Source organism: Burkholderia sp. SR8 (assembly GCF_052851275.1).
In genome coordinates this window covers 345684-372419 of sequence record NZ_JAULUC010000004.1, presented here as the reverse complement: position 1 = coordinate 372419, position 26736 = coordinate 345684, and the positions used below count along the sequence as shown (strand labels likewise).

General features: G+C 69.7%; 24 protein-coding genes. 16 read left to right on the top strand and 8 right to left on the bottom strand.

What is annotated here, in order from left to right; translation table 11 throughout:
- Positions 1–268 precede the first annotated feature (268 nt).
- Positions 269–1120, bottom strand: a complete 852-nt coding sequence (locus Q3A80_RS07515) for a highly repetitive protein (protein WP_446328430.1) — start codon at positions 1118–1120, stop codon at positions 269–271.
- On the opposite strand from Q3A80_RS07515, the gene Q3A80_RS07510 reads away from it, so the two are divergent.
- The 4 genes from Q3A80_RS07510 to Q3A80_RS07495 all read left to right on the top strand — a co-directional run bounded on the left by Q3A80_RS07510 (position 1065) and on the right by Q3A80_RS07495 (position 5461).
- Positions 1065–2312: a collagen-like triple helix repeat-containing protein gene (locus tag Q3A80_RS07510; RefSeq protein ID WP_446328429.1), complete on the top strand. Its 1248-nt coding sequence runs from the start codon at positions 1065–1067 to the stop codon at positions 2310–2312. The two genes, Q3A80_RS07515 and Q3A80_RS07510, sit on opposite strands and share 56 nt — an antisense overlap.
- Before the next feature lie 120 nt (positions 2313–2432).
- Positions 2433–3716 (top strand): isoprenylcysteine carboxylmethyltransferase family protein, encoded by a 1284-nt coding sequence (locus tag Q3A80_RS07505; protein ID WP_446328428.1) that lies wholly within the window; start codon positions 2433–2435, stop codon positions 3714–3716.
- A gap of 438 nt (positions 3717–4154) precedes the next feature.
- Entirely contained in the window at positions 4155–4832 is a 678-nt protein-coding gene (locus tag Q3A80_RS07500; RefSeq protein WP_446328427.1) for a histone acetyltransferase, read from the top strand.
- 56 nt (positions 4833–4888) lie between these two features.
- Positions 4889–5461 carry an NADPH-dependent FMN reductase gene (locus tag Q3A80_RS07495; RefSeq protein WP_446328426.1) on the top strand — a complete coding sequence of 191 codons (573 nt, stop codon included), beginning with the start codon at positions 4889–4891 and terminating at the stop codon, positions 5459–5461.
- Between the two features lie 33 nt (positions 5462–5494).
- Here the strand turns inward: Q3A80_RS07495 and Q3A80_RS07490 are convergent, their stop codons facing one another.
- From Q3A80_RS07490 to Q3A80_RS07475, 4 genes are read right to left on the bottom strand one after another with little or no spacing between them, the layout of a single operon-like run.
- Positions 5495–6115, bottom strand: a complete 621-nt coding sequence (locus tag Q3A80_RS07490; protein ID WP_446328425.1) for a DUF2894 domain-containing protein — start codon at positions 6113–6115, stop codon at positions 5495–5497.
- Positions 6112–6756, bottom strand: a complete 645-nt coding sequence (locus Q3A80_RS07485; RefSeq protein ID WP_446328424.1) for an OmpA family protein — start codon at positions 6754–6756, stop codon at positions 6112–6114. Before Q3A80_RS07485 ends, Q3A80_RS07490 begins: the two co-directional genes overlap by 4 nt.
- 3 nt (positions 6757–6759) lie before the next feature.
- On the bottom strand, positions 6760–9567 hold the full coding sequence (locus Q3A80_RS07480; protein WP_446328423.1) for a DUF802 domain-containing protein: 2808 nt from the start codon (positions 9565–9567) through the stop codon (positions 6760–6762).
- Positions 9568–9577: 10 nt separating this feature from the next.
- Positions 9578–10333 (bottom strand): DUF3348 domain-containing protein, encoded by a 756-nt coding sequence (locus Q3A80_RS07475; RefSeq protein WP_446328422.1) that lies wholly within the window; start codon positions 10331–10333, stop codon positions 9578–9580.
- Here Q3A80_RS07475 and Q3A80_RS07470 point away from each other — a divergent pair.
- Both Q3A80_RS07470 and Q3A80_RS07465 read left to right on the top strand, forming a co-directional pair.
- The gene (locus tag Q3A80_RS07470) at positions 10332–10580 is read left to right on the top strand and encodes a hypothetical protein (RefSeq protein WP_446328421.1); all 249 of its coding nucleotides are present in this window, start codon (positions 10332–10334) and stop codon (positions 10578–10580) included. The two genes, Q3A80_RS07475 and Q3A80_RS07470, sit on opposite strands and share 2 nt — an antisense overlap.
- A 220-nt stretch (positions 10581–10800) precedes the next feature.
- Positions 10801–12012, top strand: coding sequence for a hypothetical protein (locus tag Q3A80_RS07465; protein ID WP_446328420.1), 1212 nt, complete (start codon positions 10801–10803; stop codon positions 12010–12012).
- 502 nt (positions 12013–12514) lie between these two features.
- On the opposite strand, the gene Q3A80_RS07460 is transcribed toward Q3A80_RS07465, so the two are convergent.
- Entirely contained in the window at positions 12515–13153 is a 639-nt protein-coding gene (locus Q3A80_RS07460) for a LysE family translocator (protein ID WP_446328419.1), read from the bottom strand.
- Positions 13154–13345: 192 nt separating this feature from the next.
- Between Q3A80_RS07460 and Q3A80_RS07455 the strand changes: the two genes are divergently transcribed.
- From Q3A80_RS07455 to Q3A80_RS07435, 5 genes are all read left to right on the top strand, one after another.
- Positions 13346–13810, top strand: a complete 465-nt coding sequence (locus Q3A80_RS07455) for a GNAT family N-acetyltransferase (protein WP_446328418.1) — start codon at positions 13346–13348, stop codon at positions 13808–13810.
- Positions 13811–13818: 8 nt separating this feature from the next.
- Positions 13819–14421: a hypothetical protein gene (locus tag Q3A80_RS07450; RefSeq protein WP_446328447.1), complete on the top strand. Its 603-nt coding sequence runs from the start codon at positions 13819–13821 to the stop codon at positions 14419–14421.
- A 152-nt stretch (positions 14422–14573) separates the two neighbouring features.
- Complete coding sequence (locus Q3A80_RS07445) at positions 14574–15950, top strand: FAD-containing oxidoreductase (RefSeq protein ID WP_446328417.1); 1377 nt, start codon at positions 14574–14576, stop codon at positions 15948–15950.
- A 118-nt stretch (positions 15951–16068) separates the two neighbouring features.
- Positions 16069–16971 (top strand): LysR family transcriptional regulator, encoded by a 903-nt coding sequence (locus tag Q3A80_RS07440; protein WP_446328416.1) that lies wholly within the window; start codon positions 16069–16071, stop codon positions 16969–16971.
- A gap of 133 nt (positions 16972–17104) precedes the next feature.
- Positions 17105–18094, top strand: a complete 990-nt coding sequence (locus Q3A80_RS07435) for a zinc-dependent alcohol dehydrogenase family protein (protein WP_446328415.1) — start codon at positions 17105–17107, stop codon at positions 18092–18094.
- Between the two features lie 58 nt (positions 18095–18152).
- On the opposite strand, the gene Q3A80_RS07430 is transcribed toward Q3A80_RS07435, so the two are convergent.
- Entirely contained in the window at positions 18153–19046 is an 894-nt protein-coding gene (locus tag Q3A80_RS07430; RefSeq protein ID WP_446328414.1) for an SDR family oxidoreductase, read from the bottom strand.
- 95 nt (positions 19047–19141) lie between these two features.
- Here Q3A80_RS07430 and Q3A80_RS07425 point away from each other — a divergent pair, with 95 nt between their 5' ends.
- From Q3A80_RS07425 to Q3A80_RS07405, 5 genes are all read left to right on the top strand, one after another.
- Complete coding sequence (locus Q3A80_RS07425; protein WP_446328413.1) at positions 19142–19999, top strand: helix-turn-helix transcriptional regulator; 858 nt, start codon at positions 19142–19144, stop codon at positions 19997–19999.
- 209 nt (positions 20000–20208) lie between these two features.
- On the top strand, positions 20209–21438 hold the full coding sequence (locus Q3A80_RS07420; RefSeq protein WP_446328412.1) for a cyanate transporter: 1230 nt from the start codon (positions 20209–20211) through the stop codon (positions 21436–21438).
- A 149-nt stretch (positions 21439–21587) separates the two neighbouring features.
- The gene (locus Q3A80_RS07415) at positions 21588–22358 is read left to right on the top strand and encodes an ABC transporter substrate-binding protein (protein ID WP_446328411.1); all 771 of its coding nucleotides are present in this window, start codon (positions 21588–21590) and stop codon (positions 22356–22358) included.
- Between the two features lie 415 nt (positions 22359–22773).
- Positions 22774–24252: an alkaline phosphatase family protein gene (locus Q3A80_RS07410; RefSeq protein WP_446328410.1), complete on the top strand. Its 1479-nt coding sequence runs from the start codon at positions 22774–22776 to the stop codon at positions 24250–24252.
- A gap of 346 nt (positions 24253–24598) precedes the next feature.
- Positions 24599–26161 carry a methyl-accepting chemotaxis protein gene (locus Q3A80_RS07405; RefSeq protein WP_446328409.1) on the top strand — a complete coding sequence of 521 codons (1563 nt, stop codon included), beginning with the start codon at positions 24599–24601 and terminating at the stop codon, positions 26159–26161.
- Positions 26162–26272: 111 nt separating this feature from the next.
- On the opposite strand, the gene Q3A80_RS07400 is transcribed toward Q3A80_RS07405, so the two are convergent.
- Positions 26273–26656 (bottom strand): hypothetical protein, encoded by a 384-nt coding sequence (locus Q3A80_RS07400; RefSeq protein ID WP_446328408.1) that lies wholly within the window; start codon positions 26654–26656, stop codon positions 26273–26275.
- Between the last annotated feature and the right edge of the window lie 80 nt (positions 26657–26736).

Sequence of the window (26736 nt, the reverse complement as noted above, 5' to 3'; positions counted from 1 at the left end):
GGGTCTAGGCGGACTGGGGCCGGTCTGCCGGGCGAACGCTACGTAACATCCGGCCGCGCGTTACGGCGCCTTGCGGGAACATCGCGGCAACCGCCGCCGGCCCGCCTGTCGCGTCCGTCGCGCGAAAGCCCTATTCCTCCGTTTAAATCGCGACGATCTTCCCGATTCCCGCAACAAACCGCAGGTGCACCGCGCGGAAAATGCCATGGCGCGAAATTTGCAGTAATGGCCCGGACATAACTTCCAATGTCGAGGGCACCATGCACCATTACTTCAAGAAAACGACGGTATCGCTCGCCGTCCTGTCGCTCGTCACACTGTACGGCTGCGGCTCGGTCGACGGTCCGGTGACGCCGTCGATCAAGCCGAGCACGTCGGGGACTTCGGGGACTTCGGGGACTTCCGGCGGCGGCTCGTCGGGGACGTCGGGTGGCGGTAGTTCGGGTACCTCGGGTACTTCCGGTACCTCGGGCACTTCCGGTACCTCGGGCACTTCCGGTACCTCGGGCACTTCCGGTACATCGGGCACCTCCGGTACCTCCTCTGGCACGTCGGGTACTTCCTCCGGCACCTCCGGTACGTCCTCTGGCACGTCGGGTACTTCCTCCGGCACGTCGGGTACTTCCTCCGGCACCTCGGGCACTTCCTCCGGCACGTCGGGTACTTCCTCCGGCACCTCGGGTACTTCGTCCGGCACCTCGGGTACCTCGTCGGGCACCTCCGGTACCTCCTCTGGCACGTCGGGTACCTCGTCGGGCACCTCCGGTACCTCGTCTGGCACGTCGGGTACCTCCTCCGGCACCTCGGGTACGTCCTCCGGCACGTCGGGTACCTCCTCGGGTACGTCCTCCGGCACGTCGGGTACTTCCTCGGGTACGTCCTCGGGTACGTCCTCGGGTACTTCCTCGGGTACTTCCTCGGGTACGTCCTCCGGCACGTCGGGTACCTCCTCGGGCACCTCCGGCACCAACGTCACCCCCCTCGGCAACGTCCTCCAGCAAACCGGCTCGCTCGTCACCAACCTCGGCACGACGGTCGCGAACGGCGGTTCGCAGATCGGCGGCGTGCAGGTTCCCGGCACCAACACGGCGACGGCCACCAGCATCGGCAACGCGGTCACGAGCCTCGGCAACGGCGTGCAGTCGCTCGGCAACGGCGTCGCGGCCGGCCTCGGCTCGATCGGCGTGTCGCCGAACCCGCTCGGCCCGACGCTCACGTCGACCACCGGCCTGCTGACCGGCGCCGGCGGCGCCGTCAACAACCTCGGCAATGCCGTGACGAGCCTCGGCACCGGTCCGCTGGCGCCGCTCGCGCCGGCGACGACGCTGGTCGGCGATCTCGTCAACACGGTCGGCACCGCGGTCAACTCCACCGCATCGGCACTGAACACGGCACTGAACAGCGCGCCGGTGCAGCAGCTCGAAACGCAGCTCGGCAGCGTGATCAACCCGATCACGAACACGCTGACCGGCGGCGTCACGACGCCGGGCGCCACGCAGACGCTCGGCAACGCGACCATGCTCGGCGCCCCGCTCAGCGGCCTGCTGAGCACGCTCGGCAGCGGCCTCGGCCTCGCCGGCTCGCAGGTCGGCAGCGCGACCGGCAACCCGGTCGGCACGAGCGCCGGCAACAGCGTGTCGCAGCTCGGCAATACCGTGACGTCGACCGGCGGCCTGCTGTCCAGCGGCAGCTCCAGCAGCGGCACCAACCCGCTCGCCCCGATCACCGGCCTGCTCGGGACGCTGACGGGCGGGCTCGGCGGCAGCAGCTCGAGCGGTTCCGGCGGCACGAGCGGCACGAGCGGTACCAGTGGCACCAGCGGCGGGCCGCTCGCCCCGATCACCGGCCTGCTCGGCACCGTGACCGGTGCGCTCGGCGGCCTCGGTTCGAGCGGTACGGGCGGCACCAGCGGCACGAGCGGCACCAGCGGCACCAGCGGCTCCGGTGTCGGAGGCCTGCTCGCACCGGTCACCGGCCTCGTCAACGCGCTGACGCCGCTCGGCGCGAGCCTCACCGGCACGGTCACGACGCCGGGCGGCAGCCTGACCGGCAACCTCGGCGGCGCGCTGACGAGCGGCCCGGTCGGCACGCTGACGGGTTCGCTGACCTCCGCTGCGGGTTCGCTCGGCGCGGTCGGCACGGCCAGCCCCGGCAGTGCGACCGGCACGGCGACGACGCCGTCCGGCAGCGGTACCGTCGCGGCGGGCCTGACCGGCAGTTCGGGCGGCACCACCGGCAGCACGACCAATCTGCTCGCGCCGGTGACGAACCTGCTCGGCGGCCTGCTCGGCGGCACTACCACCAAGAAGTAACGCTTCACGCATCAGAACCACAGGCCAATGGCCGGGCACATTTCAAATCACAGCCCGGCCGACGGCCGGCGTCACCCGCGAAGCGGGGGCGCCGGCCCTCACCCCGACGAGGATCCGATCATGAACTCCACCATCGACGGCATCGCCGCGGTCCAGGACCGCCCGCCCCGCTCCGCCACGCCGTTCCGCGCCGGCCTGCTCGGCATCGCGGCCGGCCTGTTCGCGCTGTGGATCACGCGCGACCAGCCGGGCCTCGACGCTGCCACGCGCGCGGTCGTCGCCAGTCTCGCAATCATCGGCACGATCGCGCTGCACGAAATCTTCATCTCGCGGGTTTACCTGCGCCCGAGCGCGGGCCTGTCGCGCCAAGCCGTGCGTCCGCTCGGCCTCGCGCGCGTCGCGACGCGGCTGGGCGCGCTGACGTCGATCTACGCCGGCATCGGCACGATCTACTGGCTGCTTCCCGAATATCACGGCGCGTTCTACCTGCCGTTCTGGTCGCTGCTGCGCTCGCTCGCGCCGTACGTGATCGTCGCCGCGCCGTTCTACTTCGCGTGGATGGATCGCCACCAGCGCGAGACCGACGACGCGTACCTGCTGTGGGGCCGCTACCTGTTCCGCCGCGAGAAGCCCGCGAGCTGGCAGCCCGTGCGCGAGATGCTCGCCGGCTGGGGCGTGAAGGCGTTCTTCCTGCCGCTGATGACCGTCTACCTGTCGAAGGACGCCGATCACCTGAGCGCGTCGCTCGCCAACGCGCTGCACGCGCCGATGACGCTTGCGACGTTCGTGTTCCTGTACGACCTGTCGTTCACGATGGACCTGATGTTCGGCACCGTCGGCTATCTGTGCACGTTCCGCATCCTCGACAGCCACGTGCGCACCGTCGAGCCGACGACGCTCGGCTGGGTCGCCGCGCTGATGTGCTACCAGCCGTTCTGGTCGCTGATCTCGAACAACTACATCCGCTACGAAGGCTCGCTGTTCTGGGACAACTGGCTGCTGTCCGCGCCGACGCTGCGCGTGATCTGGGGCGCGGCGATCATCCTGCTGCTGATGACGTACGCGCTGTCGACGATCTCGTTCGGGTTGCGTTTCTCGAACCTGACGAACCGCGGGATCATCACGTCGGGCCCGTATCGCTTCACGAAGCATCCGGCGTACATCACGAAGAACCTGTCGTACTGGATGGTGTCGGTGCCGTTCGTCGAGCCGCTTGGCTGGCAGGTCGCGTTGATGCACTGCGCCGGGCTCGTCGCGGTCAACCTGATTTACTACACGCGCGCGAAGACCGAAGAACGCCATTTGATGCGCGACCCGGACTATCGCGCGTATGCGCAATGGATCGCGCAGCACGGCGTGTTCGCGCGGATCAAGCAGGCGTTCGGCGCGCGACAGGCGCGGTAACGCAGCGACGGGCAACCCTGTTGCGACGAATTGTCGCGAAGCACCCCGTTTCCGCGCGTTTCGTCGCTTTTCTCCCGCAGTGCGGTTGCCCGGCCACTGGCCGTCGCGTATGGTGCTGACCGTCCGCCGTGCGCGCGTCGCCCGGACCTTCGACCGTCGTTCCGCACGACGGCCGCGCGGGCCGTGCCCGCCGTCACCGTCTCCGCGGCAGCGCCCTGCGTCGCCGCGCGTTCTTGAGGAGAGAGGCGTGATCCACAAAGTCGTGATCCTGTTCGCACTCTGCATCGCGGGCCTCGCCGCGATCGCCGCCGGTTTCCAGCACATCCCCAGCTGATTCGCGGCCCCGGCTCGCTCGCCGAGCCCGGGGGCCGCTTCCGTTTCCTTCCCCTGTTGCGATGAACCCCTTTCTCGATGCGCCCGGGACGGGCGCCTGTTGCCATGCGTATCGACGTACAGCATTCCCAGCACGACATCGACGATGAACTCGACATGCTCTACGCGCGTCTGCACCAGCCCGGTCATCGACTGCACGGCCTGCCGGCCGTCGCGCTCGGCGACTCGGGCCTGCTCGTCCGCCACCGCGAAGCGGACGGCGAATTCTTCCTTTACATCGAGGATCCGGCGGCGCGGCAGCTCGCCGGCTACACGATTTTCAACCGGCTGCCCGAACTGCCGCGCCGCGCGGACCGCTTCCTGCGCGCGCCGCATACGCGGCTGCGCGGGTCCGCGCAACGCAGAGGCGTCGCGACGGCGCTGTATCGATGGGGACTCGACGCGGGACTGTGCCTGATCAGCGGCGCGCGGCAATCGGTCGGCGCCGCGCGGTTGTGGACCGCGCTCGCGAACGATTACCGGCACGGCTTCGTCGACGTCGAAGGCCGCGCGCTGCGCTACCTCGGCGAAACCGTGGCGGACGACGTGCACGGTGCGCTGCATACGCGCCGGCTGCTGCTCGGCAACGGATGGGCACTGCGCGAGCTGGCACGCGCGACCGGGATGACGGGCGTCGATGCAGGAGAATGTCGGGACGAGCCACGGCTGCAGAATGGACGCGCCCGGCCACGCGTGCGCACCGCGGCCCACGCGCGCCACGCCACTCGCGCACCGATGCGATAATCGGCCGGATTCGCACGACGCCGCCGCGCCAGCCCACTGCCGACACACGCTCCTCGATGCCCACCGACCCCCGAACCGATTCCGCGCGCCGCATCGACATCGTCGCGCTGTGCGGCAGCCTTCGCGCGCAGTCGTACAACGCGGCGCTGCTGGATGCGGCCGCGCTCGTCGCGCCGCGCGGGATGCGCATCACGCGCTTCGATCGTCTCGGCGAATTTCCGCTGTTCAATCCCGATACCGAATATCCGTCGCCGGCTGCGGTGCGCGACCTGATCGAGCGGCTGAACGCCGCCGACGGCGTGCTGATCGCGAGCCCGGAATACGCGCACGGCGTGACGGGCGTGATGAAGAACGCGCTGGACTGGGTAGTCGGATGCGAAGCCGTCGTGTACAAGCCGGTCGCGGTGTTGAACGCGTCGCCGCGCGCGACGCATGCGGACGCCGCGCTGCGGGAGACGCTGTCGGTGATGTCCGCGCGCATCGTCGAGCGCGCGTCGATCGCGCTGCCGATCCTCGGCAGCCAGCTCGATGCGGCGGGCATCGCCGCGCATCGGCCGTTCGCGTCGGCGTTGAGCGACGCGTTGCATGCATTACGCGCGGCGCTCGACGAGCAGGCGACCGGCCGCTAGACGACGAGCGCCGCCGCGGCTCGAACGCTTGCGTTATCGCGCCTTGGTGCGCGCGGTCTTCTTCGCCGGCTTCGCCGCTTTCGCGGCCTTCGCGCGCGGCGCTTCCTTCTCCGGCTGCGCGGGGCCGCCGGCGAGGTCCTCGAGCCACGCCAACGCATCGACATACGACAGGAACTGTTGCAGGTACTCAGGCGACAGCTCGCGCATCGTCGCGAGCGACCGGTGCACGAGGCTGTTCGAATTGAGCGGCCCCGCGTTGCGCGGCACCTGGTCGAGCGACTGACGGTACTGCTGTTCGGTACGCACCTTCGACCACATCGTGCGGAAGTAGTCGATCAGTCCGGGATCGATCCCGCGCCGGTCGGCCTGCGCGTCGCGTGCGAGCTGCTCGACGAGTTCGCCCAGGCGGCTGCGCGCAGGCGCCGCGTTCGCGCTTGCCGGTGCCGCTTCAGCGGCTCGCGCAACGATGTCCGCATAAGCGTCGAGCAGCGTCGCGAGCCGCGCATCGAGCAACGCGCGCGCGTCGCCGTCGAGCGCGGCCGCACGTTTCTCGAGCGCGTCGAGCCGATGAAAGCGCACCGGATCGAGCCGGTCCGCGCCCTGCCCGCGCCACGCGTCGAGCGTCGCGCGCACGTGCGTCGCGTCGCCGGTCACTTCGCCTTTCCTCCGTTCGATGCGGTCTTGCGCGGCACCGGCGCGATCTCCACGCGGCGGTTCCTGGCGCGGCCTTCATCGTCGGCATTCGAGCTGACCGGCTGCTCGGAGCCGAATGCCGCCGCGAACACCGACGGCGCCGGCACGCCGGCATCGATCAGCGCGCGTGTGACCGTCAGCGCACGCTTGGCCGACAGTTCCCAGTTGTCCGCGAACAGGCGGTTGCCGGCGCGCACCTGCTGGTCGTCGGCGAAGCCGCTGATCATCAGGATCTCGTCGCGCGTCTTCAGGTACGCGGCGAGCGGCCCGGCCAGCGTCTTCAGCAGATCGCGGCCTTCAGGCTGCAGCTGGTCGGAGTTCAGCGCGAACAGCACGTTGCCGCTGATGCCGATGCGGCCGTTCACGAGCGTCACGCGGCCGGCCGCGAGCGGCCCGGCGAGCGCCTTCTCGAGCGACTCGCGCTGTTGCGCTTCCTGCTGGCGCGCGCGTACGGCTTCCTCGAGTTTCGACGTGAGCTGCAACTGCATGCCGATCACGCCGACGAGAATCAGCACGAACGCGCCGAGCAGCACCGACATCAGGTCGGCGAACGCGGGCCATACCGGCGCGGCCGGCGCGCCGTCGTCGATTTCGTCGTGCATGCGTTACGCTCCGACCGATACGCGCCGACCGGCGAGATGCTGCAGGTCTTCGACGATCTGCTTCTGCGACATCATGCTGAGGTCGATCACCTCGCGCGCCTGCGCGACGTAATACTCGAGCTGCTCGTCGCTGCGCGCGAGCGACTTCTCGAGCGCGGCTTCGATGCGCTGCAGGTGATTCAGCAGCTTGTCGTTCGACTCGCCGAACACCTGCACGGCCGCACCGAACGCGTCGCCGAGGCTCGCGACCTCGACGGCGCCCGCGGTGACCTGCGCGGCGACCGAATCGAGCTTGCGCGTTTCGGCATCGACGGTGTCGTTGAAGCGCGCGCCGACGCGATCGAGCAGGTCCGCCGACGTGCTGACGAGCGCGTCGATCGCGGTGCGCTGTTCGGTCGACGCGTGGTTGACCGCGCCGAGCAGCGTTTCGAGCGTCGCGAGCAGGCGGCTGCGCTCCTCGAGCATCGCGGTGTCGCGCACCATGCTGTCGGACAGGCGCTGACGCAGTTCGGCGACGACGTCGGCCGCGGCCTTCGGCGCTTCCGACGCGGCCTGCACGAGGCGCGAGATTTCGTTGATCGTGTCGCTGGCGTGCACCTGCGCCTGCGCGGTGATCTCGTTCGCAGTGCGGGCCAGCGTGTCGCAGATGTCCTGCTGGCGCATCGCGGCCTGTGCGCTCGTGTGCGCCCATTCGTCGCGCAACGCGGCGGCCATCGCGGCAAGCGAGTCGTTCCATGCGGACAGACGTGCTTCGTCGCGCGCGGCCAGTTGCGTTTGCAGCCCCGTGTGCGAATCGCGGATCGTCGACAGCAGGTCGGTCGAGCGCTGTTCGAACGTGGACGCTTGCGCGGTCAGTTCGCGCGTCGTCTGTGCGAGTGCATCGCAGATCTCCTGCTGACGGCCGGCGCTGTGGATACCTGCACGCTGCCATTCGTCGCCGAGCTTCGCGGCCATCGCGGCAAGCGAAGCGCTCCATGCGGACAGACGTTCTTCGTCGCGCGCGGCCAGTTGCGCTTGCAGCCCCGTGTGCGAATCGCGGATCGTCGACAGCAGTTCGTTCGAGCGCTGCTCGAACGTGGACGCTTGCGCGGTCAGTTCGCGCGTCGTCTGTGCGAGTGCATCGCAGATCTCCTGCTGACGGCCGGCGCTGTGGATACCTGCACGCTGCCATTCGTCGCCGAGCTTCGCGGCCATCGCGGCGAGCGAGTCGTTCCATGCGGACAGACGTTCTTCGTCGCGCGCGGCCAGTTGCGCTTGCAGCCCCGTGTGCGAATCGCGGATCGTCGACAGCAGGTCCGTCGAGCGCTGTTCGAACGTGGACGCTTGCGCGGTCAGCTCGCGCGTCGTCTGTGCGAGTGCATCGCAGATCGCCTGCTGACGGTCCGCGTTGTGCGCACCCGCGCGCTGCCATTCTTCGCCGAGCCGCGCAGCCATCGTCGCCAGCGACGCGTGCCACGCCGCCAGGCGTTCGTCGTCGCGCGCGGCCAGTTGCGTCTGCAGCGCGTCGTGCGAGTCGCGCATCGCGACAAGCGCCGCACCGGAATGCCGCTCGAACGTCGCGGCGGCCTCGCCCAGCGCCTTCGCATGCTGGCCGGCCAGTGTCTCGCCGACTTGCTCCTGGCGCGCGAGCGCGTCGCGCCACGCGTCCGACAGGCGGCTTTCGGTCGCTTCGAGGCGCGTCGCGACGCCGTCGAGCAGGTCCGCCGAACGCTGCGCGAAGGTGTCGGTGAACTGGCCGAGCGTCGTCTGCAGCTGCTGCGCGGCGGCGTCACTTGCGTGGCGCTGCGCGTCGAGCGCACGGTTCCAGACGGCCGTCACGTTCCCGGCGGTCTTCTCGAAGCCGTCGGTCAGCCCGTCGAGCTGACGCTGCACGGCGCCCGTCACGGTGTCGCGCAGCGCAGCCATTTCCTGCGCGAGCCCGGTCATCGTCGCCGCGACAACGGGCTGCAGCGCGGCACCGGCCACGCGCGCGCTTTCGGCGGCGCTTTCCTTCAGCGCGTCGCCGACGTTCGACGCGAGCGCCGCATACGCACGCTCGGTACGGTCGAAGAACGCCTGCTGGCTTTCGATCTGGCGATCGTGCAGCGCGACGCTGCGCGCCTCGAGCGTCGTCATCATCGTCTGCAGCCGGTCGACCAGCGCCGGCATCACGTCGGCCTGGCGCTGCAGCAGCCGGAACGATTCGTCGCGCTGATGGGCGGACGAATGCACGCGCAGCGTCGTCGCGATCTTCGCGTCGAGCTGCTGGCCCGCGTCGATCCGTTCGCGCCGCACCAGTGCGGACAGCAGGCCGAGCATCGCGGACGTCGCGACGCCCGCGATCGACGTGCCGAACGCGAAGCCGAGCCCCTTCACCGGTGCAATCAGCGATGCGCGGATCGCGTCGAGGTCGGTCGCGCTTTCGAGCGCGGCGCCGGTGCCCTTCAGCGTCACGACCATCCCGAGCAGCGTGCCGAGCATCCCGAGCAGCACGAGCAGGCCGACGAGGTACGGCGTCAGCGACGGGCCCGGCAGCGCGACGCGCGCGCCCTCGATGCGCGCACGCACGGCGCCGCGCAGGCCCGGGTGCAGCGTATCGAGCCACGTGTCGAGCTTCGCCGGCGATTCGGTCAGGCCGGCCACCGCGCGCGACAGCGTGGCGGTCGCCTGCCGGTAGCGCAGCAGCTCCCACGCGCCGGCGACGTAGCACGCGGCGATCAGCAGCGTGACGGCCGTCGCGAGCGGGTTCGACGCGATATAACCGACGCCGATCCAGCCCACTGCGAGCAGACCGGCGATGAACACAACGAGATCGAGACGAATTCTGGACATAGCGTATTGATTAGCAGGTACGAAGGGCCGCGAGCAGCCCGTCTACCGTTTGAAACCGGACTTCGAGTTCGGCGAGCAGGATGCTTTGCATCTCGTCGCGGAACGTGTCGAGCCACGTGCCGGGCACGATCGCCGCGGCAGGCGGTGCGCCACCATCGCCGTCGCCATCGGCGCCGGCCGCCGCTTGCGCATCGGCGAGCGCCTGCCGCTCCGCGTCGCGCAACCGCTCGAAGCGCGTGCCGAGCAGCGCGGGCACCGCGGACAGCAGGCTGCGTTCGCGCGCGCCAAGCACGCGCTCCATGATCGCGTCGAGCGTCGCGAGCCGCGCCATCCCGGACGAACGCGCGGCGAGCGCGACCCGCAGACGGCCGCGCAACTGGCCGATCGCGGTCTCCATCTCCTGCTGCAGGGACAGACAGCTCTGGCGAAAATCCGCGAAATCGGCCGTCTCGGCGGCCGGCGGCGGCAACTCACCGGGACGCCGCCGCGTGCGCGGCCGGTGCGCGGCCGTGATCGCCTGTGCGAGGTCGTGGCGCACGCGCGCGCAGTCGCGCTCGGCGTCGTAGCCGCGCACGCCGGCCGCGACGCCGGGCGGGCTCGCCGTCAGCGCGGACGACAGCGTGATCGCGTCGGTCCAGCCGAGCCACTGGCTCAGGCGGTCCGACAGCGTCTGCCGGGATTCGGCGACGTCGGCATCGGTCAGGCGCGCGAGCAGCCGGACGAGCGTCGGGCCGCTCAGCGCCGGGCGCGGGGATGCTTGCACCATGCTGCAAACCGTCAAAAAAGGCAGCAGTTTACACGTCGCCGGGCGGTCGGCCGCCAGAATCTCGGAAGCGATCCGGCACCGCACGCCGCGCATCCGGCGCGAACGCCCGCCGCACAAGGCTTGCGGCCCGCGTCGCCGAGACCGGCGCGGCGGCCGGCGCCGCCCCGAACGCCCGACGACGCGCCGGCGGCCGTCCGGAACCGCCGCGCCGGGCGCCGCTGCGCAGCCGCCGGCCGCGCTCGATTAACCGCGATTCCGCCACGGACCTGCGGTACCATCGCGACACCCGCTGCGCGATCGCGCCCCGATGCGGGCCCGCGCCGCCCGGCAGCCGGCGTGCGGGTCGCCGGACGCGTCGCGGATATCCGGCCGATATCCGCGGGTAGCAGGCAGCGTCCCGCCAGACGGGTGCCGCCGCCCATGACAACGAAAGACCAACAAGAGACGGGCCTGCCCGAACGCACACGATGCTCTCAGACTTCGTCGCGCGCCTGCGCGAGCGCTTCAGCAAACCGCCGACCCGGCAGGACTTCGCCGAACGCCTGATCGCCGCATTGCGTGCGACCGGCGACACGCGAGAGTGGCTTCACGACGACGACAAGGGCCGTCTCGTGCAGGCCGACGCGCCGTCGAACATCATCAACCTGCACAACCTGTTCCGCGACTATGCGGGCGCGACACCGGCCGAGCGCGAAGCGACGCTCAAGCGCCAGGCGAACGCGATGATGCAGCACGAGATTCCGTCGGACTTCGCCGACGTCCGCGCGCGGCTGCGGCCGGTGATCCGCAGCGCGACCGAGCGCGGCGTGGTCGCGCTGCAGCTCGCCGGCCAGCCGGCCGCGTCGGAAGTCGCGTTCCGGCCGCTGTGCGAGAACCTGGAGATCGGCATCGCATACGACGGCGAATTCAGCGTCGCGCGGCTGACGGACGCACGGCTCGCCGAATGGGGCGTCAGCTTCGACGACGCATGCGACATCGCGATCGACAACCTGCGCGGCGTGTCGTCCGCGCCGTGGGCCGCGTTGCGCGACGGCGTGTTCGTGTCGCAGTTCGGCGACTATTACGACGCGGCGCGGCTGCTGCTGACCGACCTGCTGCACCGCCAGCCCATTTCCGGTGCGCCGGTCGTGATGGCGCCGAACCGCGCGGTGCTGCTGCTGACCGGCGACCGCAACACGGCCGGGCTCGCGACGATGGTCGAACTTGCCGAACAGGCGCGCGCGCAGCCGCGCCCGCTGCCGGCGCTGATGCTGCGCTGGGACGGTGCCGCGTGGCGCAATTTCGTGCCGGCGGGGCTCGAAGCGAAGCTGCACGCGCTGCGCGTGGACGAACTCGCCGGCGACTACCAGGATCAGCGGACGCTGCTGGACGATCTGAACAAGCGCAACGGCATCGACATCTTCGTTGCGAGCTACACCGTGTACCGGCGGCAGAACGGCGAGCTGTTCAGCGTCGGCGTGTGGAGCGACGGCGTGCCGACGCTGCTGCCCGACGCGGACATCGTCGTGCTCTACCGGGAAGCGACGCGGCAGTCGGCCCACGTGCCGATGGCGGAGCTGCGGCGCGCATGCGGCGACCTGATGACGGCCACCGCGCACCATCCGGTGCGGTATGAAGTGACCGCATTTCCGGACGACGCGCGGTTCGCGGCGCTGCTCGAGCGGTTCCCGGCGGGCTGACGGGAGGCTGCGCGGGACGGCGGAGAGAGTGAGGTCAGGACGCGGCGGTCGCGGCGACGCGGGGCCGGGCGACGCGGGGCGCGTGACCGGGCCGGCGACTGGGGGCCGGCGACTCGCGGCGGGCGACTCGCGGCGGATGACTCGGGGCGGGTGACTCGGAGCCGGCGACTCGCGGCGGATGACTGAGCAGGCGACTCGCGGCCGGCGACTCGCGGCGGATGACTGGGCAGGCGACTCGCGCCGGCGACTCGCGGCGGATGACTGGGCAGGCGACTCGCGGCCGGCGACTCGCGGCGGATGACTGAGCAGGCGACTCGGGGCCGTCGACTCGCGGCGGATTGCCGGTCGGCCGGATCGAGCCGTTCTGCGATTTCGCGGAACGGCTGGATCGCACGGACCGGCTGGACCCGTTGAATGGGCCACTGCCGGCCGGAATGGCCGGCCGTTGCGGCATGCGCGTCAGGAATGCGACGGTGCCGCGTTCGAGCGGCACCGCCTTTCGTCAGATCCCCGCTTTCGGCGCGTTCAGGATCAGCCGCAGCCCGAGCAGCGTGATCGCGCCGGCCGCGACGCGGTCGACCCACTTCTTCGCGCGCAGGTAGAGTTCGCGCGGCCGGCGCGTCGAGAAGCACAGCGCGACGATCGTGTACCAGCCGAACTCGACGCCGAACACGAGCGGCGGCAGCACGAGATAGCACCACAGCGGCGGATGCTGCGGCAACAGCGCGGCGAAGATGCTGCCGTACCAGATCGCCGTCTTCGGGTTGCTCAGCTGGGTCGTGAGGCCCGTCCAGAACGACTTGCGCGCGCTGCCGCCGGCGACGGCCCGCGCATCGTCCATCGCGATCGGCCGGTCGGCACCGCGCCAGATCTTCGATGCCATGTAGATCAGGTACGCGCCGCCCGCCAGCTTGAGCCCGACGTACAGCCATTCGACCGCCTGCAGCAGCGTGTAGAGCCCGGCCAGCGCGACGCCGCCGAACGCGATTCCGCCGACGCCCATCCCGAGTGCGGTGGCGAGCCCGTCGCGGCGCGACAATCCGATCGAATTGCGGGCGACCAGCACGAAACTCGGGCCCGGAATCATCGCGCCGAGCCACAGCGCGGCCAGGATAGCCAGTACGGCAGCCGATGCAGTCATCGAAGTCTCCTTGGATCAGCGACGCCGAAGCGCCGGCGCCTGCGTGTGCCGGATCGCGACGCGATCGTGCCGCGTGGCGTCGCGTTCCGACGATGAGCCGTTGATTCTGGCACGCTTCGCGGGCCGCCGAAAGCGTCCGCGCGCTGCTATGCTGGCTGCCGTTCCCGCCCTTTTCTGCGATCGCCAACAGCCATGATCGAAATCCGCGCCGCCCGCTATCCGGACGATGCCGCCGCCGTCGAAGCGATCTTCCGCGAGTACATCGCGAGCCCGAGCGTCAGCCTCGCGTTCCAGGACTACGAGCCCGAACTTGCCGCGCTGCCGGGCAAATACGCGGCGCCGCGCGGGCAATTGCTGCTCGCATCGCGCGGCGAGCGCGCGGTCGGCTGCGCGGCGTTCCGCGAAATCGATGCCACCACGTGCGAGATGAAGCGCGTGTACGTGCGTCCCGAAGCGCGCGGGCTGGACGTGGGCCGCCAGCTCGTCGAGCGGCTGTTGCGCGACGCGAAGGCGGCCGGCTATGCGCGGATGTGTCTCGACGTGCTGCCCGAATTCGTCGCCGCAAGGCAACTGTATGGTTCGCTCGGCTTCACGCCGGCGCCGCCCGTCGCGTTCAATCCGGTGCCCGGCACCGCGTTTCTCGGGCGGGATCTGTGATGGCCGCGATGCGCGCACGGGCCGCGGCGGCTAGCCCAGCGCGAGTGCTGCCGCTGCTCGCCGCCTGGTGCTGCCATGTGCAGGCCGCCTCCCCGGCATTGCCATCGTTGCCGCCGTCGATCGCCGCGCAATTGCCGGCCGGCTACCAGCCGTTCGTCGCGCGGCAGGGGCCGGCGCTCGACAACGGGCGGCACACCGTGCTCGTCGTCGTGCATCGCGCGACCGACACGCGCGAACAGCCGTCGCCGCGCCCGCTGCTCATCTACGAGGAACAGGACGACCGCAGCTACCGGCTCGCCGCGCGCAACGATGCCGTCGTGATGCGCGCGAACGACGCGCTGCAATGCGACCCGTTCGATCCGGAAAACGCGGCCGATGGCGGAATCGCCGTGAAGGGGCGTTACTTCACGGTGCAGAACGACGTCGCGTGCGGCCAGCACTGGAGCGACTACGTGACGTTCCGCTACGAGCCGCGCACGCGCGCGTGGCTGTTCTCCAGCGACATCCATACCGAATCGTTCCCGCTCGCCGGCAAGCCGGATTCCGTCAGCACGGTGCGTGCGGATCCGCGCAAGCCGGTTTCGTTCAGCGCATGGAAGCGCACGGAATAGATCCTGCGCTGCGTCCGTAGCCGCGCCGCCTTCGCTCGCGTGCACCGGCCAACGGGTCTACCATAGTCGCTCGTCGCCGTTCCGGCGCGCGCCGCTGCGGCATGCAGCTTGCGCGTGCCCGTTCCCACGTTGAACCAGCGCAGGAGGACGTCATGACGCAACACTTCGACGCGATCGTCATCGGCACCGGACAAGCCGGCCCGCCGCTTGCCGCGCGGCTCGCGGGCGCCGGCATGAAAGTCGCGATCATCGAGCGCGGCCGCTTCGGCGGCACCTGCGTGAACACCGGCTGCATCCCGACCAAGACGCTGATCGCGAGCGCCTATGCGGCGCAGATCGCGCGGCGCGCCGAAGAATACGGCGTATCGGTCGGCCCCGTCAGCGTCGACATGAAAGCGGTGAAGGCACGCAAGGACCGCGTCTCCGGCCGCTCGAACCACGGTGTCGAGCAGTGGGTGCGCGGCCTCGATCACACGACGGTGTTTCAGGGTCATGCCCGATTCGAGCGCCCGAATGCGGTGCGCGTCGGCGACGAACTGCTCGAGGGCGAGCGCATCTTCATCAATGTCGGCGGACGCGCGCAGATCCCGAAGATGCCGGGCCTCGACTCGGTGTCGTACCTGACCAACTCGACGATGATGGACGTCGACTTCCTGCCCGAACATCTCGTGATCATCGGCGGCAGCTACGTGGGGCTCGAATTCGGCCAGATGTACCGCCGCTTCGGGTCGAAGGTCACGATCATCGAGAAAGGCGCGCGGCTGATCCACCGCGAGGACGAGGACGTGTCGGATGCCGTGCGCGAGATTCTCGCGAACGAAGGCATCGACGTGCAGCTCGACGCGAACTGCCTGAACGCGCGGCGCGACGGCGACGGCATCGCGGTCGGCCTCGACGGCACCGGCGGCGGCCGCGAAGTCGCGGGCTCGCACCTGCTGCTCGCGGTCGGCCGCGTGCCGAACACCGACGATCTCGGCCTCGAGCTGGCCGGCGTCGCGACCGACTCGCATGGTTACATCACGGTCGACGACCAGCTGCGCACCAACGTGCCGGGCATCTGGGCGCTCGGCGACTGCAACGGCCGCGGCGCATTCACGCACACCGCGTACAACGACTACGAGATCGTCGCGGCCAACCTGCTCGACGACGATCCGCGCAAGGTGTCCGACCGTATCCCCGCCTATGCGATGTACATCGATCCGCCGCTCGGCCGCGTCGGCATGACGCTCGCCGAAGCCAAGAAGACGGGCCGCCGGCTGCTGGTCGGCACGCGCCCGATGACGCGCGTCGGCCGCGCGGTCGAGAAAGGCGAGAGCCAGGGGTTCATGAAGGTGATCGTCGACGCGGACAGCCACGCGATTCTCGGCGCGTCGATCCTCGGCGTGACGGGCGACGAGGTCGTGCACGGGCTGCTCGACGTGATGACCGCCGGCGCGCCGTACACGACGATCAGCCGCGCGATGCACATCCATCCGACCGTGTCGGAACTGCTGCCGACGCTGCTGCAGGATCTGCATCCGGTTCAATGACCGACGACGGGCGGGCACCCGCCCTGCCCGCTCGGCACAGGCATGCGCCGCCGCCCGTCGCGCACCGGCTTCGAACCGTGTGCGAAGATCGCCGTTCGTCACGACACCCGCAAATGCCATGGACCGTCTGCAAACGATGCAGATCTACGTACAGATCGTCGAACGCGGCAACTTCACGCAGGCCGCCGACGCGCTGCAGCTGCATCGGCCGGCCGTCACGAAAGCCGTGCAGCAGCTCGAACAGGAACTCGGCATCCGGCTGCTGAACCGCAGCACGCGCCGTGTCAGCATGACGGCCGAAGGCGAGGTGTTCTATGCGCGCTGCGTGCAGTTGCTCGGCAGCATCGACGACGCGTTCGCGTCGTTCCCGAAGCAACGCACCGTACCGAAGGGCCGGTTGCGGCTCGATATCGCCATCGCGCTCGCGAAGACGGTCATCATTCCCGCGCTGCCGGAATTCCAGCAGCGCTATCCGCAGATCGAACTCGTGCTCGGCGCGAGCGACCAGCCGGCCGACCTGATCGGCGAAGGGATCGACTGCGTCGTGCGGGTCGGCACGCTGAAGGATTCGAGCATGGTCGCGCGCACGGTCGGCGCGGTGCCGATGGTCACGTGCGCATCGCCTGCGTATATCGTCCGCCACGGGTTGCCGCGCACGCTCGACGACCTGCGCACGCATCGCGCGGTCAATTTCTTCACGGGCGCGAACCGCAAGATACTCGAATGGACGTTCTGCCCGGACGGCGAACGCGTCGACGTGAAGCTGCCGAGCAGCCTCCTCACGAACAACTCCGAAGCACTGCTGTCGTGCGGGCTGGCCGGGCTCGGCATCGTGCACGCGCTGCGCCCCGCGCTGCAGCCGCATATCGATTCGGGTCATCTGATCGAGCTGCTGCCCGGCATTCGCGCCGAACCGAAACCCGTGTCGGCGATGTATCCGAACCGCGCGCATCTGCCGGACAAGGTGCGCGTGTTCATCGACTGGCTCACGGAAGTGTTCGCGCGTCGTTATCCGGCGTAGCGCATGCAAGCGCGCGCCGGTGCTGCGATTGTTATTCGGCGAATAACAATCAGTGATCGCGGCGCGCGTTTATCCGGCACGGGCCGCCGCCTACAGTGCTCCTTCATCGACCCGTTCATCGAAGGAGTGCTCCATGTCCCGAATCGTTCGTTTCCATCGTACCGGCGGCCCCGACGTGCTGCAGATCGACACCGTCGACGTGCCCGCGCCCGGCCCCGGCGAAGTGCAGTTGCACGTGAAGGCGATCGGCATCAATCGCGCGGAAGTCATGTACCGCAGCGGCGAATACACGTTCCAGCCGCGCTTTCCGGCGTCGCTCGGCTACGAAGCAGCGGGTGTCGTCGCTGCGGTCGGGCCGGACGTCACGGCGTTCTCCGCAGGCGACGCGGTGAGCGTCGTGCCCGCGTTCTCGTTCGCCGACTACGGCATGTATGGCGACGTGGTCAACGTGCCCGCGCATGCGCTCGTCCGGCATCCGCAGAACCTGTCGTTCGAGGAAGCCGCGGCGACGTGGATGATGTTCGTCACCGCATGGGGCGCGCTGCTCGAACTCGGCGGGCTCGCGCGCGGCGACGCGGTGCTGATCGGCGCCGCGTCGAGCAGCGTCGGGCTCGCCGCGATCCAGGTCGCGAACCGCGTCGGCGCGGTGCCGATCGCGCTGACGCGCAGCGATGCGAAGCGCCAGGCGCTGCTCGATGCGGGCGCCGCGCACGTGATCGCCGGCAGTCCGGCCGATTTGCCGCAGCAGGTCGCGGAGCTGACGGGCGGCACCGGCGCGCGCATCGCGTTCGACCCGGTCGGCGGCCCCGATGCGGCGAACCTGCTGCGCGCGCTGCGCACGAACGGCACGTTCTTCCAGTACGGCGCGCTCGACACGCGCGACATCCCGGTGCCGGTGATGGACCTGCTCGCGCGCCACCTGACGCTGCGCGGCTACGAGCTGTTCGAGATCACCGGCGATGCGGAACGACTCGAACGCGCGAAGCGCTTCATCGCCGACGGGCTCGCCGCCGGCGCGCTGAAGCCGACGATCGACCGCACGTTCGCGTTCGACGATATCGCCGACGCGCATCGTTACATGGAAGCCGGCGCGCAGGTCGGGAAGATCGTCGTCACGGTCTGAGCGGGGCGGCGACGAACGTGCCGGCCGGCAACCGCGGCACGCCCGTCGCACGCGTGCGTCAGACTTCGAAGTAGCGCGGCCGGTCGATGTCGGCCAGCAGTCCCGGCTGCGTCGGCGCCCAGCCGAGCAATGCGCGCGTGCGCTCGCTGGTTGCTGGCGCATCCATTGCCGCGAACCGCGCGAACCAGCCGAAGTGTTCATCGGCCTGCCCGGCGGATTTCGCCACCACCGGCACGTTCAGCCGGCGGCCGATCACGGCCGCGATCTCGCGAAACGGCACGCCGGTATCGTCGACGGCGTGATAGCGCTCGCCCGCGACGCCACGTTCGACCGCGAGCCGGTACACGCGTGCCGCGTCGAGCCGATGCACGGCCGGCCAGCGATTGCCGCCGTCGCCGACATGGGCCGATACGCCCTTCTCGCGCGCGAACGCAATCAGCCGCGGCACGAACGCATGATCGCCGTCGCCGTGCACCGACGGCGGCAGCCGCACGACGGACGCGTTCACGCCGCGCGCTTCGAGCGCGGCGGCGGCCGCTTCGGACGCACGCGGATAGCCCGGCGACACCGGCACGTGCGGATCGTCCTCGGTCGCCGCGCGGCCGGGCGCGACGAGCGCGAGCCCGGACGTGACGAGCAGCGGCCGTGCGGACCCCGCGAGCACCGCGCCGATCGCGTCGATTGCGCGGCGGTCGAGTTCGCAGTTTTCCGCGAAGCGCGAGAAGTCGTGGTTGAATCCCGTATGGATCACCGCGTCGGCGGCCTCGGCGCCGCGCGCGAGGCTGTGCAGATCCTCCAGCGACCCGCGATGGACGTCGGCGCCCGCGGCCGCGACTGCCGCGGCGGCCGCGTCGGAACGCGCGAGGCCGAGCACCGAATGCCCGGCGGCCACGAGCTCGGCCACCACGGCGGAACCGACGAAACCCGACGCCCCAGTAACGAATACACGCATGTTCGATACCTCCCGATGAAATGGAGGCTTACTATCTGTCGTCCGTCGCATGCAGTGAAGACGTGACGGTTTACCGGTAAACGAACCAACAGGCTATGGCAGACGCATCCGACAACCTGCTCGGCGCGTACCTTCGGGACCGCCGCGAGAAACTCGACCCGGCCGCGCTGGGGCTGCCCGTGGCGCGCCGCCGCACGCCGGGCCTGCGGCGCGAGGAGGTCGCGCAGCGCGCGAACGTGAGCGCCGCGTGGTACACGTGGCTCGAACAGGGGCGCGGCGGCGCCCCGTCGGCCGACGTGCTCGACCGGCTCGCCCGCGCGCTGCTGCTGAACGACGCCGAACGCGAGCATCTGTTCCTGATCGGCCTCGGCCATCCGCCCGAAGTGCGGTATCAGGCGAGCAGCGGCGTGACGCCGGGCCTGCAGCACGTGCTCGATTCGCTCGACGCCAGCCCCGCGATCGTGCGCACGGTCACGTGGGACGTCGTCGCATGGAACGATGCGGCCGCCGCGACGCTGACCGACTACGCGACGCTGCCGCCGGCCGCGCGCAATATCCTGCGGCTGATCTTCGTCGACGCCGCGGTGCGTTACGCGCAGCCGAACTGGGAACGCGTCGCGCGGTTCGCGGTCGGTGCGTTTCGCGCCGACGTCGCCCGCTCCGGCGCGACGCAGGCCGTGCAGGCATTCGTCGACGAGATGCGCGCGACCAGTGCCGAATTCGACGCGATGTGGCGCGACCACGACATCCGTTCGCAGCACGAAGGGACCAAGGAGATCCGTCATGCGCAGGCCGGCCGGATCGCGCTCGAATACTCGGCGTTCGCGGTGATCGGCCGGCCCGACCTGGTTCTCGTGGTGTTCACGCCCGCGACGCCGGCCGACCGTGCACGGATCCGGACGCTCGTCGCCGCGCGGGAAGCCGTGCGCAAGCCGCACGCGCCGGCGGCCTAGCCGCTCGCCGGCGCCGCCGCCCCGATCCGCGACGCCGACCTGCGCCGGCGCCGCGCCGGCCATGCCGGCCCAGCCCCGTGTCGTCGCGCGACGCCATCACGTTCCGCACTGATTCCCAGTCGAATATTTAATTTTCATCCGGACTGGCGCGCCTTTACCCTTTCGGCATCGCATCACAGGGCCAATGGCCTTCCCCCTGGAGCATTCCGATGACCGACCCCGGCACCGCGCAAGCCGTTCCCCGCACGCACGCGGTTTCCGTGTCCCATGGCGCGCTCGCGCTGCTGGTGCTGGCCGGTCTGAACCTGCGTCCGTTCCTGACCGCGTTCGGTCCCGTGCTCGACGTCGTGCGCGCCGATACCGGCCTCGGTTTTCGCGCGGCCGCGCTGCTGACCACGCTGCCGTTCGTGCTGATGGGCGTCGTCGCCGGCATCGGTGTCAGGCTCGCGCGACGTGTCGGCGAACAGCGCGCGCTGCTCGCCGCGCTCGCACTGATCGCGGCGGGCTGCACCGCACGCCTGTGGACCGGCAGCAGCACGGGCCTCGTCGTCACGGCGATCGTCGCGGGCGCGGGCGTCGCGGTCATCCAGTCGCTCGCGCCGGGCCTCGCGAAGCGCTGGTTCGTCGACCGGCTGCCGCTCGCGATGGGCCTCTATTCGGCCGCGCTGGTCGGCGGCGGCGCATTCGGCGCGGTCGCGAGCCCGTGGCTCGCCGCGCACGGCGGCTGGCATCTGTCGCTCGCCGTGTGGGCCGTGCCCGCGCTCGTCACGCTCGCGCTGTGGCGCGCAAAGGCACCGCGCGAGGCGGTGCATGCCGCGACGGTATCGGCACGCGTCACCGCGTTCGTGCGCATTCCGCGCGCATGGCAGCTCGCGCTGTTCTTCGGGCTCAGCAACAGCGGCTACGCGAGCCTCGTTGCGTGGCTGCCCGCGTTCTACCGCAGCGTCGGCATGAGCGCGCAGGCGAGCGGCAACCTGCTCGCGTGGATGGCGCTGTTCCAGGCAGGCGGCGCACTCGCGATGCCGTTGCTCGCGAAACGATCGTCCGATCGCCGCCCGGTGCTGTGGCTCACGCTCGCATTGCAGGCGGCCGGCTTCGCCGGCTTCGCGGCGCTGCCCGCGCTCGCGCCGTGGCTGTGGGTCGCAGGCGTCGGCCTGGGGCTCGGCGGTTTCTTCTCGATGAGCCTGATCGTCACGCTCGACCATCTGCCCGATGCGCGGCTCGCTGGCGCGCTCGCCGCATTCGTGCAAGGCGTCGGCTTCCTGACCGTCGCGTCGAGCCCCTGGCTGATCGGCTGGCTGCGCGACGCGGGCGGCGGCTTCGCGATCGCGTGGTGGCTGCATGTCGGCGTGATCGCGGCGATGGCTGCGCTGAACGCCGCGTTCTCGCCCGGCGGCTACCGGCGCAGCATGGCGCGCGTCGCCGGCGCCGCGCACTGACGCCGAATCACCGGATTCCCCGATCCGGACGGCCGCCGTCATCTTGCGGCGCGCGTCCGGCCGCCCGCGCATGGCCGGGCGCGGGCCGTCACGCCCACCGGCCGCCTGTCGCTTCACGTCAGACAACATCAATCGGTATGGAGACATTCATGAAAAAGCTCGTCATCGCCGTCGCGCTCGCGCTGACGGCCGGCGCCGCCGCCGCGAAAGACCCGGCAGTCCTGCGCCTCGGCGTCGATCCCAGCTATGCGCCGTTCGAATCGCTCGCGCCGGACGGCCAGCTCGTCGGCTTCGACATCGACCTCGGCAATGCGATCTGCGAACGGATGAAGGTGCGCTGCGTGTGGGTCGAGAACGCGTTCGACGGGATGATCCCCGCACTGAAGGCACGCAAGTTCGACGGCGTGCTGTCGTCGATGAGCGTGACCGAGAAACGCCTCGCGCAGATCGCGTTCACCGACAAGATCAACAACGTGCCGCCGCGCCTCGTCGCGCGGCGCGGCACGAACCTGCAGCCGACGGCCGAATCGCTGGCCGGCAAGAGCGTCGGCGTCGAGCAGGGGTCGACGCAGGAGACGTATGCACGCACGTACTGGGAACCGAAGGGCGTGACCGTGCGCACGTACCAGACGCAGGACCTCGTCTACCAGGACCTGATCGCCGGCCGTCTCGACGCGTCGCTGCAATCGTCGGTGCAGGCCGATCTCGGCTTCCTGAAGACCGCGAAGGGCGCGAACTTCGAATTCGCGGGGCCGCCGCTGCACGATCCGAAGACGCTCGGCGTCGGCTCCGCGATCGGCGTGCGCAAGGATGACGACGCGCTGCGCAAGCAGATCAACCAGGCGCTCGCGAGCCTGATCCAGGACGGCACGTATCGGCGCATCGCGAAGAAATACTTCTCATTCGACATCTACAACTGACGCGCATGGCCGGCGGCAGCCGGCCGCGTGTGCAAGGGGGCGTCGCGCGCGCGTGCGACGCCCCTTTGCATCGGCCACTCATGCATCGCTTCCTTTTTGCTCGACGCGGCGCGCAATGGCGTCGAACAAACGTATGACGTTGCATCGTCATCGACATGTCAATGAATGATGCGCTGCACCGAACGCAAGCGCCGCGGTCGTCACGCGAACGCCGTACTGCCGGTGCAACGGCCCTGCGAACGCGCTCCCCGCACTGCGGCGCAGTGACGAACGCGCACCGATGGATGCCGGCGGGCACGGGGTTTGCGCGTTCGGGCCGCTCGCATTCCTTGCGACCGCGAGTACGCGTCGCTCCGCGGCTGCGATGCGTGATGGGCTGGCCAGCGCCGCATCCAATAATGAAGGAGACGCAGTCATGGACGAGACGAATGCGTATCGGCGCTACGATCGGCGCCGTTTTCTCGCCGGTGTTGCCGCGGTGGCCGGCAGCGTTGCGCTGCCAAGTTGCGGCGGAGGCGGCGATGGCGACATCTCGAGCCCCGACGGCAATGCGGCCGCACCGTCGATCGGCGACACGCCGTCGCCGAACGGCGGCAACCGCTACAACCTGCCGCGGCCGACGTTGCCCGACCCCGGCAGTTCCGGCATCGACCATATCGTGCTGGTCACGATGGAGAATCGTTCGTTCGATCACTACATGAGCTGGGTCCCGGGCGCCGAGGGCATGCCCGCCAACCAGCAGTTCAAGGATGCATTCGGCGCGTCCTACGCGCCGTTCTCGCTGTCGGCGAATCCCGCATACGGCTATCAGGCGTGCGCGTACCACGACCCGAACCACACGTACCAGGGCGGCCGCACGCAACTGGCGTCGGGCGAGATGAACGGCTGGCTGCTTACGCCGGGCACGAGCCTCACGCAGGGCGACCTGCTGCCCATCGGCTATTACACGCAGGCGGACCTGCCGTTCTTCAGCGCGGTGGCGAGCAGCTACACCGTCGGCGACTTCTACTTCAGCGGCATCCTGGCCAATACGTTTCCGAATCGCATCTACCTGCACAGCGGCGCCACGGACCGCCTCACCGACACCGTCGACAACTCGTCGCTGCGCACGATCTGGGACAACCTGAGCGACGCCCACGTCGGTTGCAACTACTACTATCACGACATACCGTTCACAGCGCTGTACGGTACGCGCTATCTCGGCATCTCGCACCCGTTCGCCTCTTTCCTATCGGATGCGGCGGCGGGAACGCTGCCGGCGTTCTGCATGGTCGACCCTGCGTTCGCCGGCGAGCAGGAAGGCACGTCCGCCGACGACCATCCGCATGCGGACATCCGCAACGGACAGGCGTTTCTGAACCAGGTGTACGACGCGCTGCGCACGAGCCCCAACTGGAGCCGCACGCTGATGATCGTCGTGTACGACGAATGGGGCGGCTTTCTCGAGCACGTGGTGCCGCCGACGCGGCCGATCAGCAACAACGAGCTGGCACTCGGCAACGACGGCAAGCTCGGCTGTCGCGTGCCGCTCGCGCTGCTCGGCCCGCGTGTTCGCGCGGGCACGGTGACGCGCTATCCGTTCGACCCGAGTTCGATTCACGCGCTGCTGCAATGGCGTTTCGGGTTGAAGCCGCTCGGCGTGCGCAGCAGCGCGCCGGCGACCTTCAATCTCGCGTACGCGCTCGATCTCGCCGGCGCGCCGCGCACGGACGCGCCGGCATTCACGGTCGCGCAAGGGCCGTTCGCCGGCGCGTGCGCGGGGGCGACCGCGCCTTCGCCGTCGAGCTCGGTGTCCGGCGTGGATCCGTCGAAAATGGCGGCCAATCCGACGGCCGAACGTTTCTCGGAGTTGCGCGCGAAGGCGGCGGCGCTCGGGTTCCAGACAGGCAGTTGATTCGCGGCGTGCGCGGCAGCCGCGATCGGATCGCGATTCGGCTGTCCGCGCACCGTCGCGCGATCCGTCACGCCGGATTCCCCCCTTCTCTTCGATCCGGCGTTTTCACGCACGACGCGCGTTCCGTCCGGCATCGCGCGAAAGCGGAGGGCAGATCGCGGACAACACGCGCGTGTCGCGCACGCGCATATCGACGTCGCGTGCAGACAAAATCTTTCGCGCGCCCCCGCCGTTAACCCGTTCGCAGTCCAGGCGCCCGCGTTGTCGCGCGGCGCCCGTCGTCGTTCGTGATCCGGAATTCATATCCGCCGTCGGCCGCCCTTCGGGCCGCCGGCAAGGGAACGTCATGCGAAAACTCACCATCCGCGGCGGACTCGTCGCGACCATCGCCGGCTATACGGCGCTGCTCGTGCTGGTCGTCGGCGCGTGCATTGCCGCGCTCTACGCCGGCAACCACTCGCTCGAGGCGATGTACCGCGACGATACCGCGTCGCTGCTGCACCTGAAAACCAGCTCGGAGCGGATGCTCGTGCTGCGCGAACGCGTGAGCGACGTCGCGCAGATCATCAGCGCCGGCCAGCCCGCGAAGACGGAGATCGCGCAGCTGCACACGCTCCTCAAGCAGAGCAACGACGAACTGGACGCGTACGCGCGGCTGCATGCGCGCGACGCCGACGAGCAGACGCTGTTCGATACGCTGCAGACCCGTCGCCGCACGCTGCTCGACCAGGTGTTCCTGAAGGCGATGTCGCAACTGGACCACGACAATTCGTTCGACTTCCTCGACACGCACCGCAATACGCCGCCGGCGCTCTTCACCGCGTACCAGGATGCGATCGACGCGCTCGAATCGTTCCAGGTCGCGCGCCAGAAGGCGCGTTACGAGGCGGCCGGCGAGCGCTTCCACCGGATCGTGTGGGCGATGGCGGCGGTCGCCGCGTTCGCACTGGCGATCGGCTTCGTTGCGCAGCGCGTGCTCGCGAAGGCGATCATCGCGCCGATCCATCTCGCCGTCGCGCATTTCGACAGGATCTCGAAAGGCGACCTGACCGGCACCGTCGCGATTCCCGGCGAAAACGAAATGGCGTATCTGCTGAACGCGTTGAAGCGGATGCAGGACGGCCTCGTCGAAACCGTGACGCAAGTGCGCACCAGCACGGAGACGATCGTCGGCGACGTCCGCACGATCGCGAGCGGCAACGTCGACCTGTCCGCGCGCACCGAGCAACAGGCCGTGTCGCTGCAGCAGGCCGCGGCGAGCGTGGAGCAACTGACCGCCACCGTGCGCCAGAACGCGGACAACGCCCGCGATGCCCGCACTTACGCCGAGGGCGCCGCCGGGATCGCAACGCGTGGCGGGGACGCGATGCAGCGCGTCGTCGAAACGATGTCGTCGATCTCGAACAGCTCGGCGCGCATCTCCGGCATCGTCGGCGTGATCGAAAGCATCGCATTCCAGACCAACATCCTCGCGTTGAACGCCGCGGTCGAAGCGGCGCGTGCCGGCGAACAGGGGCGCGGCTTCGCGGTGGTCGCGACCGAGGTGCGCGGGCTCGCGCAGCGGTGTGCGTCGGCGGCGAAGGAGATCCGCGAACTGATCGGCGATTCGACGAAGCGCGTCGAAGACGGCAGCAGTCTCGTCGCACTCGCCGGCTCCGCGATGACCGAGCTCGTCGCCGCGGTCGAGCGCGTGAACGCGATCATGGGCGAAACGAGCATCGCGTTCGACGAGCAGACGTCCGGCATCGAACAGGTGAATGCGGCCGTGATCCAGATGGAGCAGACGATGCAGCGCAACGCCGCGCTCGTCGAAGAAGCCGCCGCCGCGGCGCTGTCGCTCGAGGATCAGGGCGCGAGGCTGAGCGACGCCGTCGCGCAATTCCGGCTGCGGGAAAGCGCGGCGGCGTGATGCCGCCCGGCCGAGGCGGCTCGGCCAGGGCCTGGCCGCACGTCGCGGCAGCCGCACCGCAGCGGAGCGCCGTGACGGCAGGATATCGATCGGCAGGTATGCCGCGCGCGACTACGCGGCCCGTCCGAGCAGGTCCGTCGCGAACGACTTCGCATGCGCGACGGCTTCCTGTGCATCGGGGAATACGCCGAGCTCCTCCCAGCGCTCTTCGGCCGCGTAGGTTCCTTTCACGGCGAGCGCGCGCTGAACGCGCAGCTGGGCCGCGAAGCGGCCATCCGCCAACGCTCGGGCCGTCGCGATGACGCGGTGCGGCGGGCCGGCCCGCTCCGGCTGAATCAACTCGACAGGACCGCCGGGCACGCCGATATCCTTCAACTCGTTCCTGGCCTTGCAGTCCGGGCAGTAGAAGCACCACCCGGCGTCTTCGCGACTGGATCTGACTTGCCCGCGAGCCAGCACGGCACGGCATTCAACGTTTTCACAGATGAACGGCATAGCAGTCTCCGGAGTTGTTTGACGGAAATCCTAGCATGTCCGTCCACGCCAATCTCAAAAAAAACCGGCCCGAACCGGGC

What these genes read in the sequence shown, in the direction of transcription:
- Q3A80_RS07505 (WP_446328428.1), top strand. Translation starts at nt 2,433, where the DNA reads ATGAACTCCACCATCGACGGCATCGCCGCGGTCCAGGACCGCCCGCCC.
- Q3A80_RS07500 (WP_446328427.1), top strand. Translation starts at nt 4,155, where the DNA reads ATGCGTATCGACGTACAGCATTCCCAGCACGACATCGACGATGAACTC.
- Q3A80_RS07495 (WP_446328426.1), top strand. Translation starts at nt 4,889, where the DNA reads ATGCCCACCGACCCCCGAACCGATTCCGCGCGCCGCATCGACATCGTC.
- Q3A80_RS07485 (WP_446328424.1), bottom strand. Translation starts at nt 6,756, where the DNA reads ATGCACGACGAAATCGACGACGGCGCGCCGGCCGCGCCGGTATGGCCC.
- Q3A80_RS07480 (WP_446328423.1), bottom strand. Translation starts at nt 9,567, where the DNA reads ATGTCCAGAATTCGTCTCGATCTCGTTGTGTTCATCGCCGGTCTGCTC.
- Q3A80_RS07470 (WP_446328421.1), top strand. Translation starts at nt 10,332, where the DNA reads ATGCTGCAAACCGTCAAAAAAGGCAGCAGTTTACACGTCGCCGGGCGG.
- Q3A80_RS07475 (WP_446328422.1), bottom strand. Translation starts at nt 10,333, where the DNA reads ATGGTGCAAGCATCCCCGCGCCCGGCGCTGAGCGGCCCGACGCTCGTC.
- Q3A80_RS07465 (WP_446328420.1), top strand. Translation starts at nt 10,801, where the DNA reads ATGCTCTCAGACTTCGTCGCGCGCCTGCGCGAGCGCTTCAGCAAACCG.
- Q3A80_RS07460 (WP_446328419.1), bottom strand. Translation starts at nt 13,153, where the DNA reads ATGACTGCATCGGCTGCCGTACTGGCTATCCTGGCCGCGCTGTGGCTC.
- Q3A80_RS07455 (WP_446328418.1), top strand. Translation starts at nt 13,346, where the DNA reads ATGATCGAAATCCGCGCCGCCCGCTATCCGGACGATGCCGCCGCCGTC.
- Q3A80_RS07450 (WP_446328447.1), top strand. Translation starts at nt 13,819, where the DNA reads ATGCGCGCACGGGCCGCGGCGGCTAGCCCAGCGCGAGTGCTGCCGCTG.
- Q3A80_RS07445 (WP_446328417.1), top strand. Translation starts at nt 14,574, where the DNA reads ATGACGCAACACTTCGACGCGATCGTCATCGGCACCGGACAAGCCGGC.
- Q3A80_RS07440 (WP_446328416.1), top strand. Translation starts at nt 16,069, where the DNA reads ATGGACCGTCTGCAAACGATGCAGATCTACGTACAGATCGTCGAACGC.
- Q3A80_RS07435 (WP_446328415.1), top strand. Translation starts at nt 17,105, where the DNA reads ATGTCCCGAATCGTTCGTTTCCATCGTACCGGCGGCCCCGACGTGCTG.
- Q3A80_RS07430 (WP_446328414.1), bottom strand. Translation starts at nt 19,046, where the DNA reads ATGCGTGTATTCGTTACTGGGGCGTCGGGTTTCGTCGGTTCCGCCGTG.
- Q3A80_RS07425 (WP_446328413.1), top strand. Translation starts at nt 19,142, where the DNA reads ATGGCAGACGCATCCGACAACCTGCTCGGCGCGTACCTTCGGGACCGC.
- Q3A80_RS07420 (WP_446328412.1), top strand. Translation starts at nt 20,209, where the DNA reads ATGACCGACCCCGGCACCGCGCAAGCCGTTCCCCGCACGCACGCGGTT.
- Q3A80_RS07415 (WP_446328411.1), top strand. Translation starts at nt 21,588, where the DNA reads ATGAAAAAGCTCGTCATCGCCGTCGCGCTCGCGCTGACGGCCGGCGCC.
- Q3A80_RS07410 (WP_446328410.1), top strand. Translation starts at nt 22,774, where the DNA reads ATGGACGAGACGAATGCGTATCGGCGCTACGATCGGCGCCGTTTTCTC.
- Q3A80_RS07405 (WP_446328409.1), top strand. Translation starts at nt 24,599, where the DNA reads ATGCGAAAACTCACCATCCGCGGCGGACTCGTCGCGACCATCGCCGGC.
- Q3A80_RS07400 (WP_446328408.1), bottom strand. Translation starts at nt 26,656, where the DNA reads ATGCCGTTCATCTGTGAAAACGTTGAATGCCGTGCCGTGCTGGCTCGC.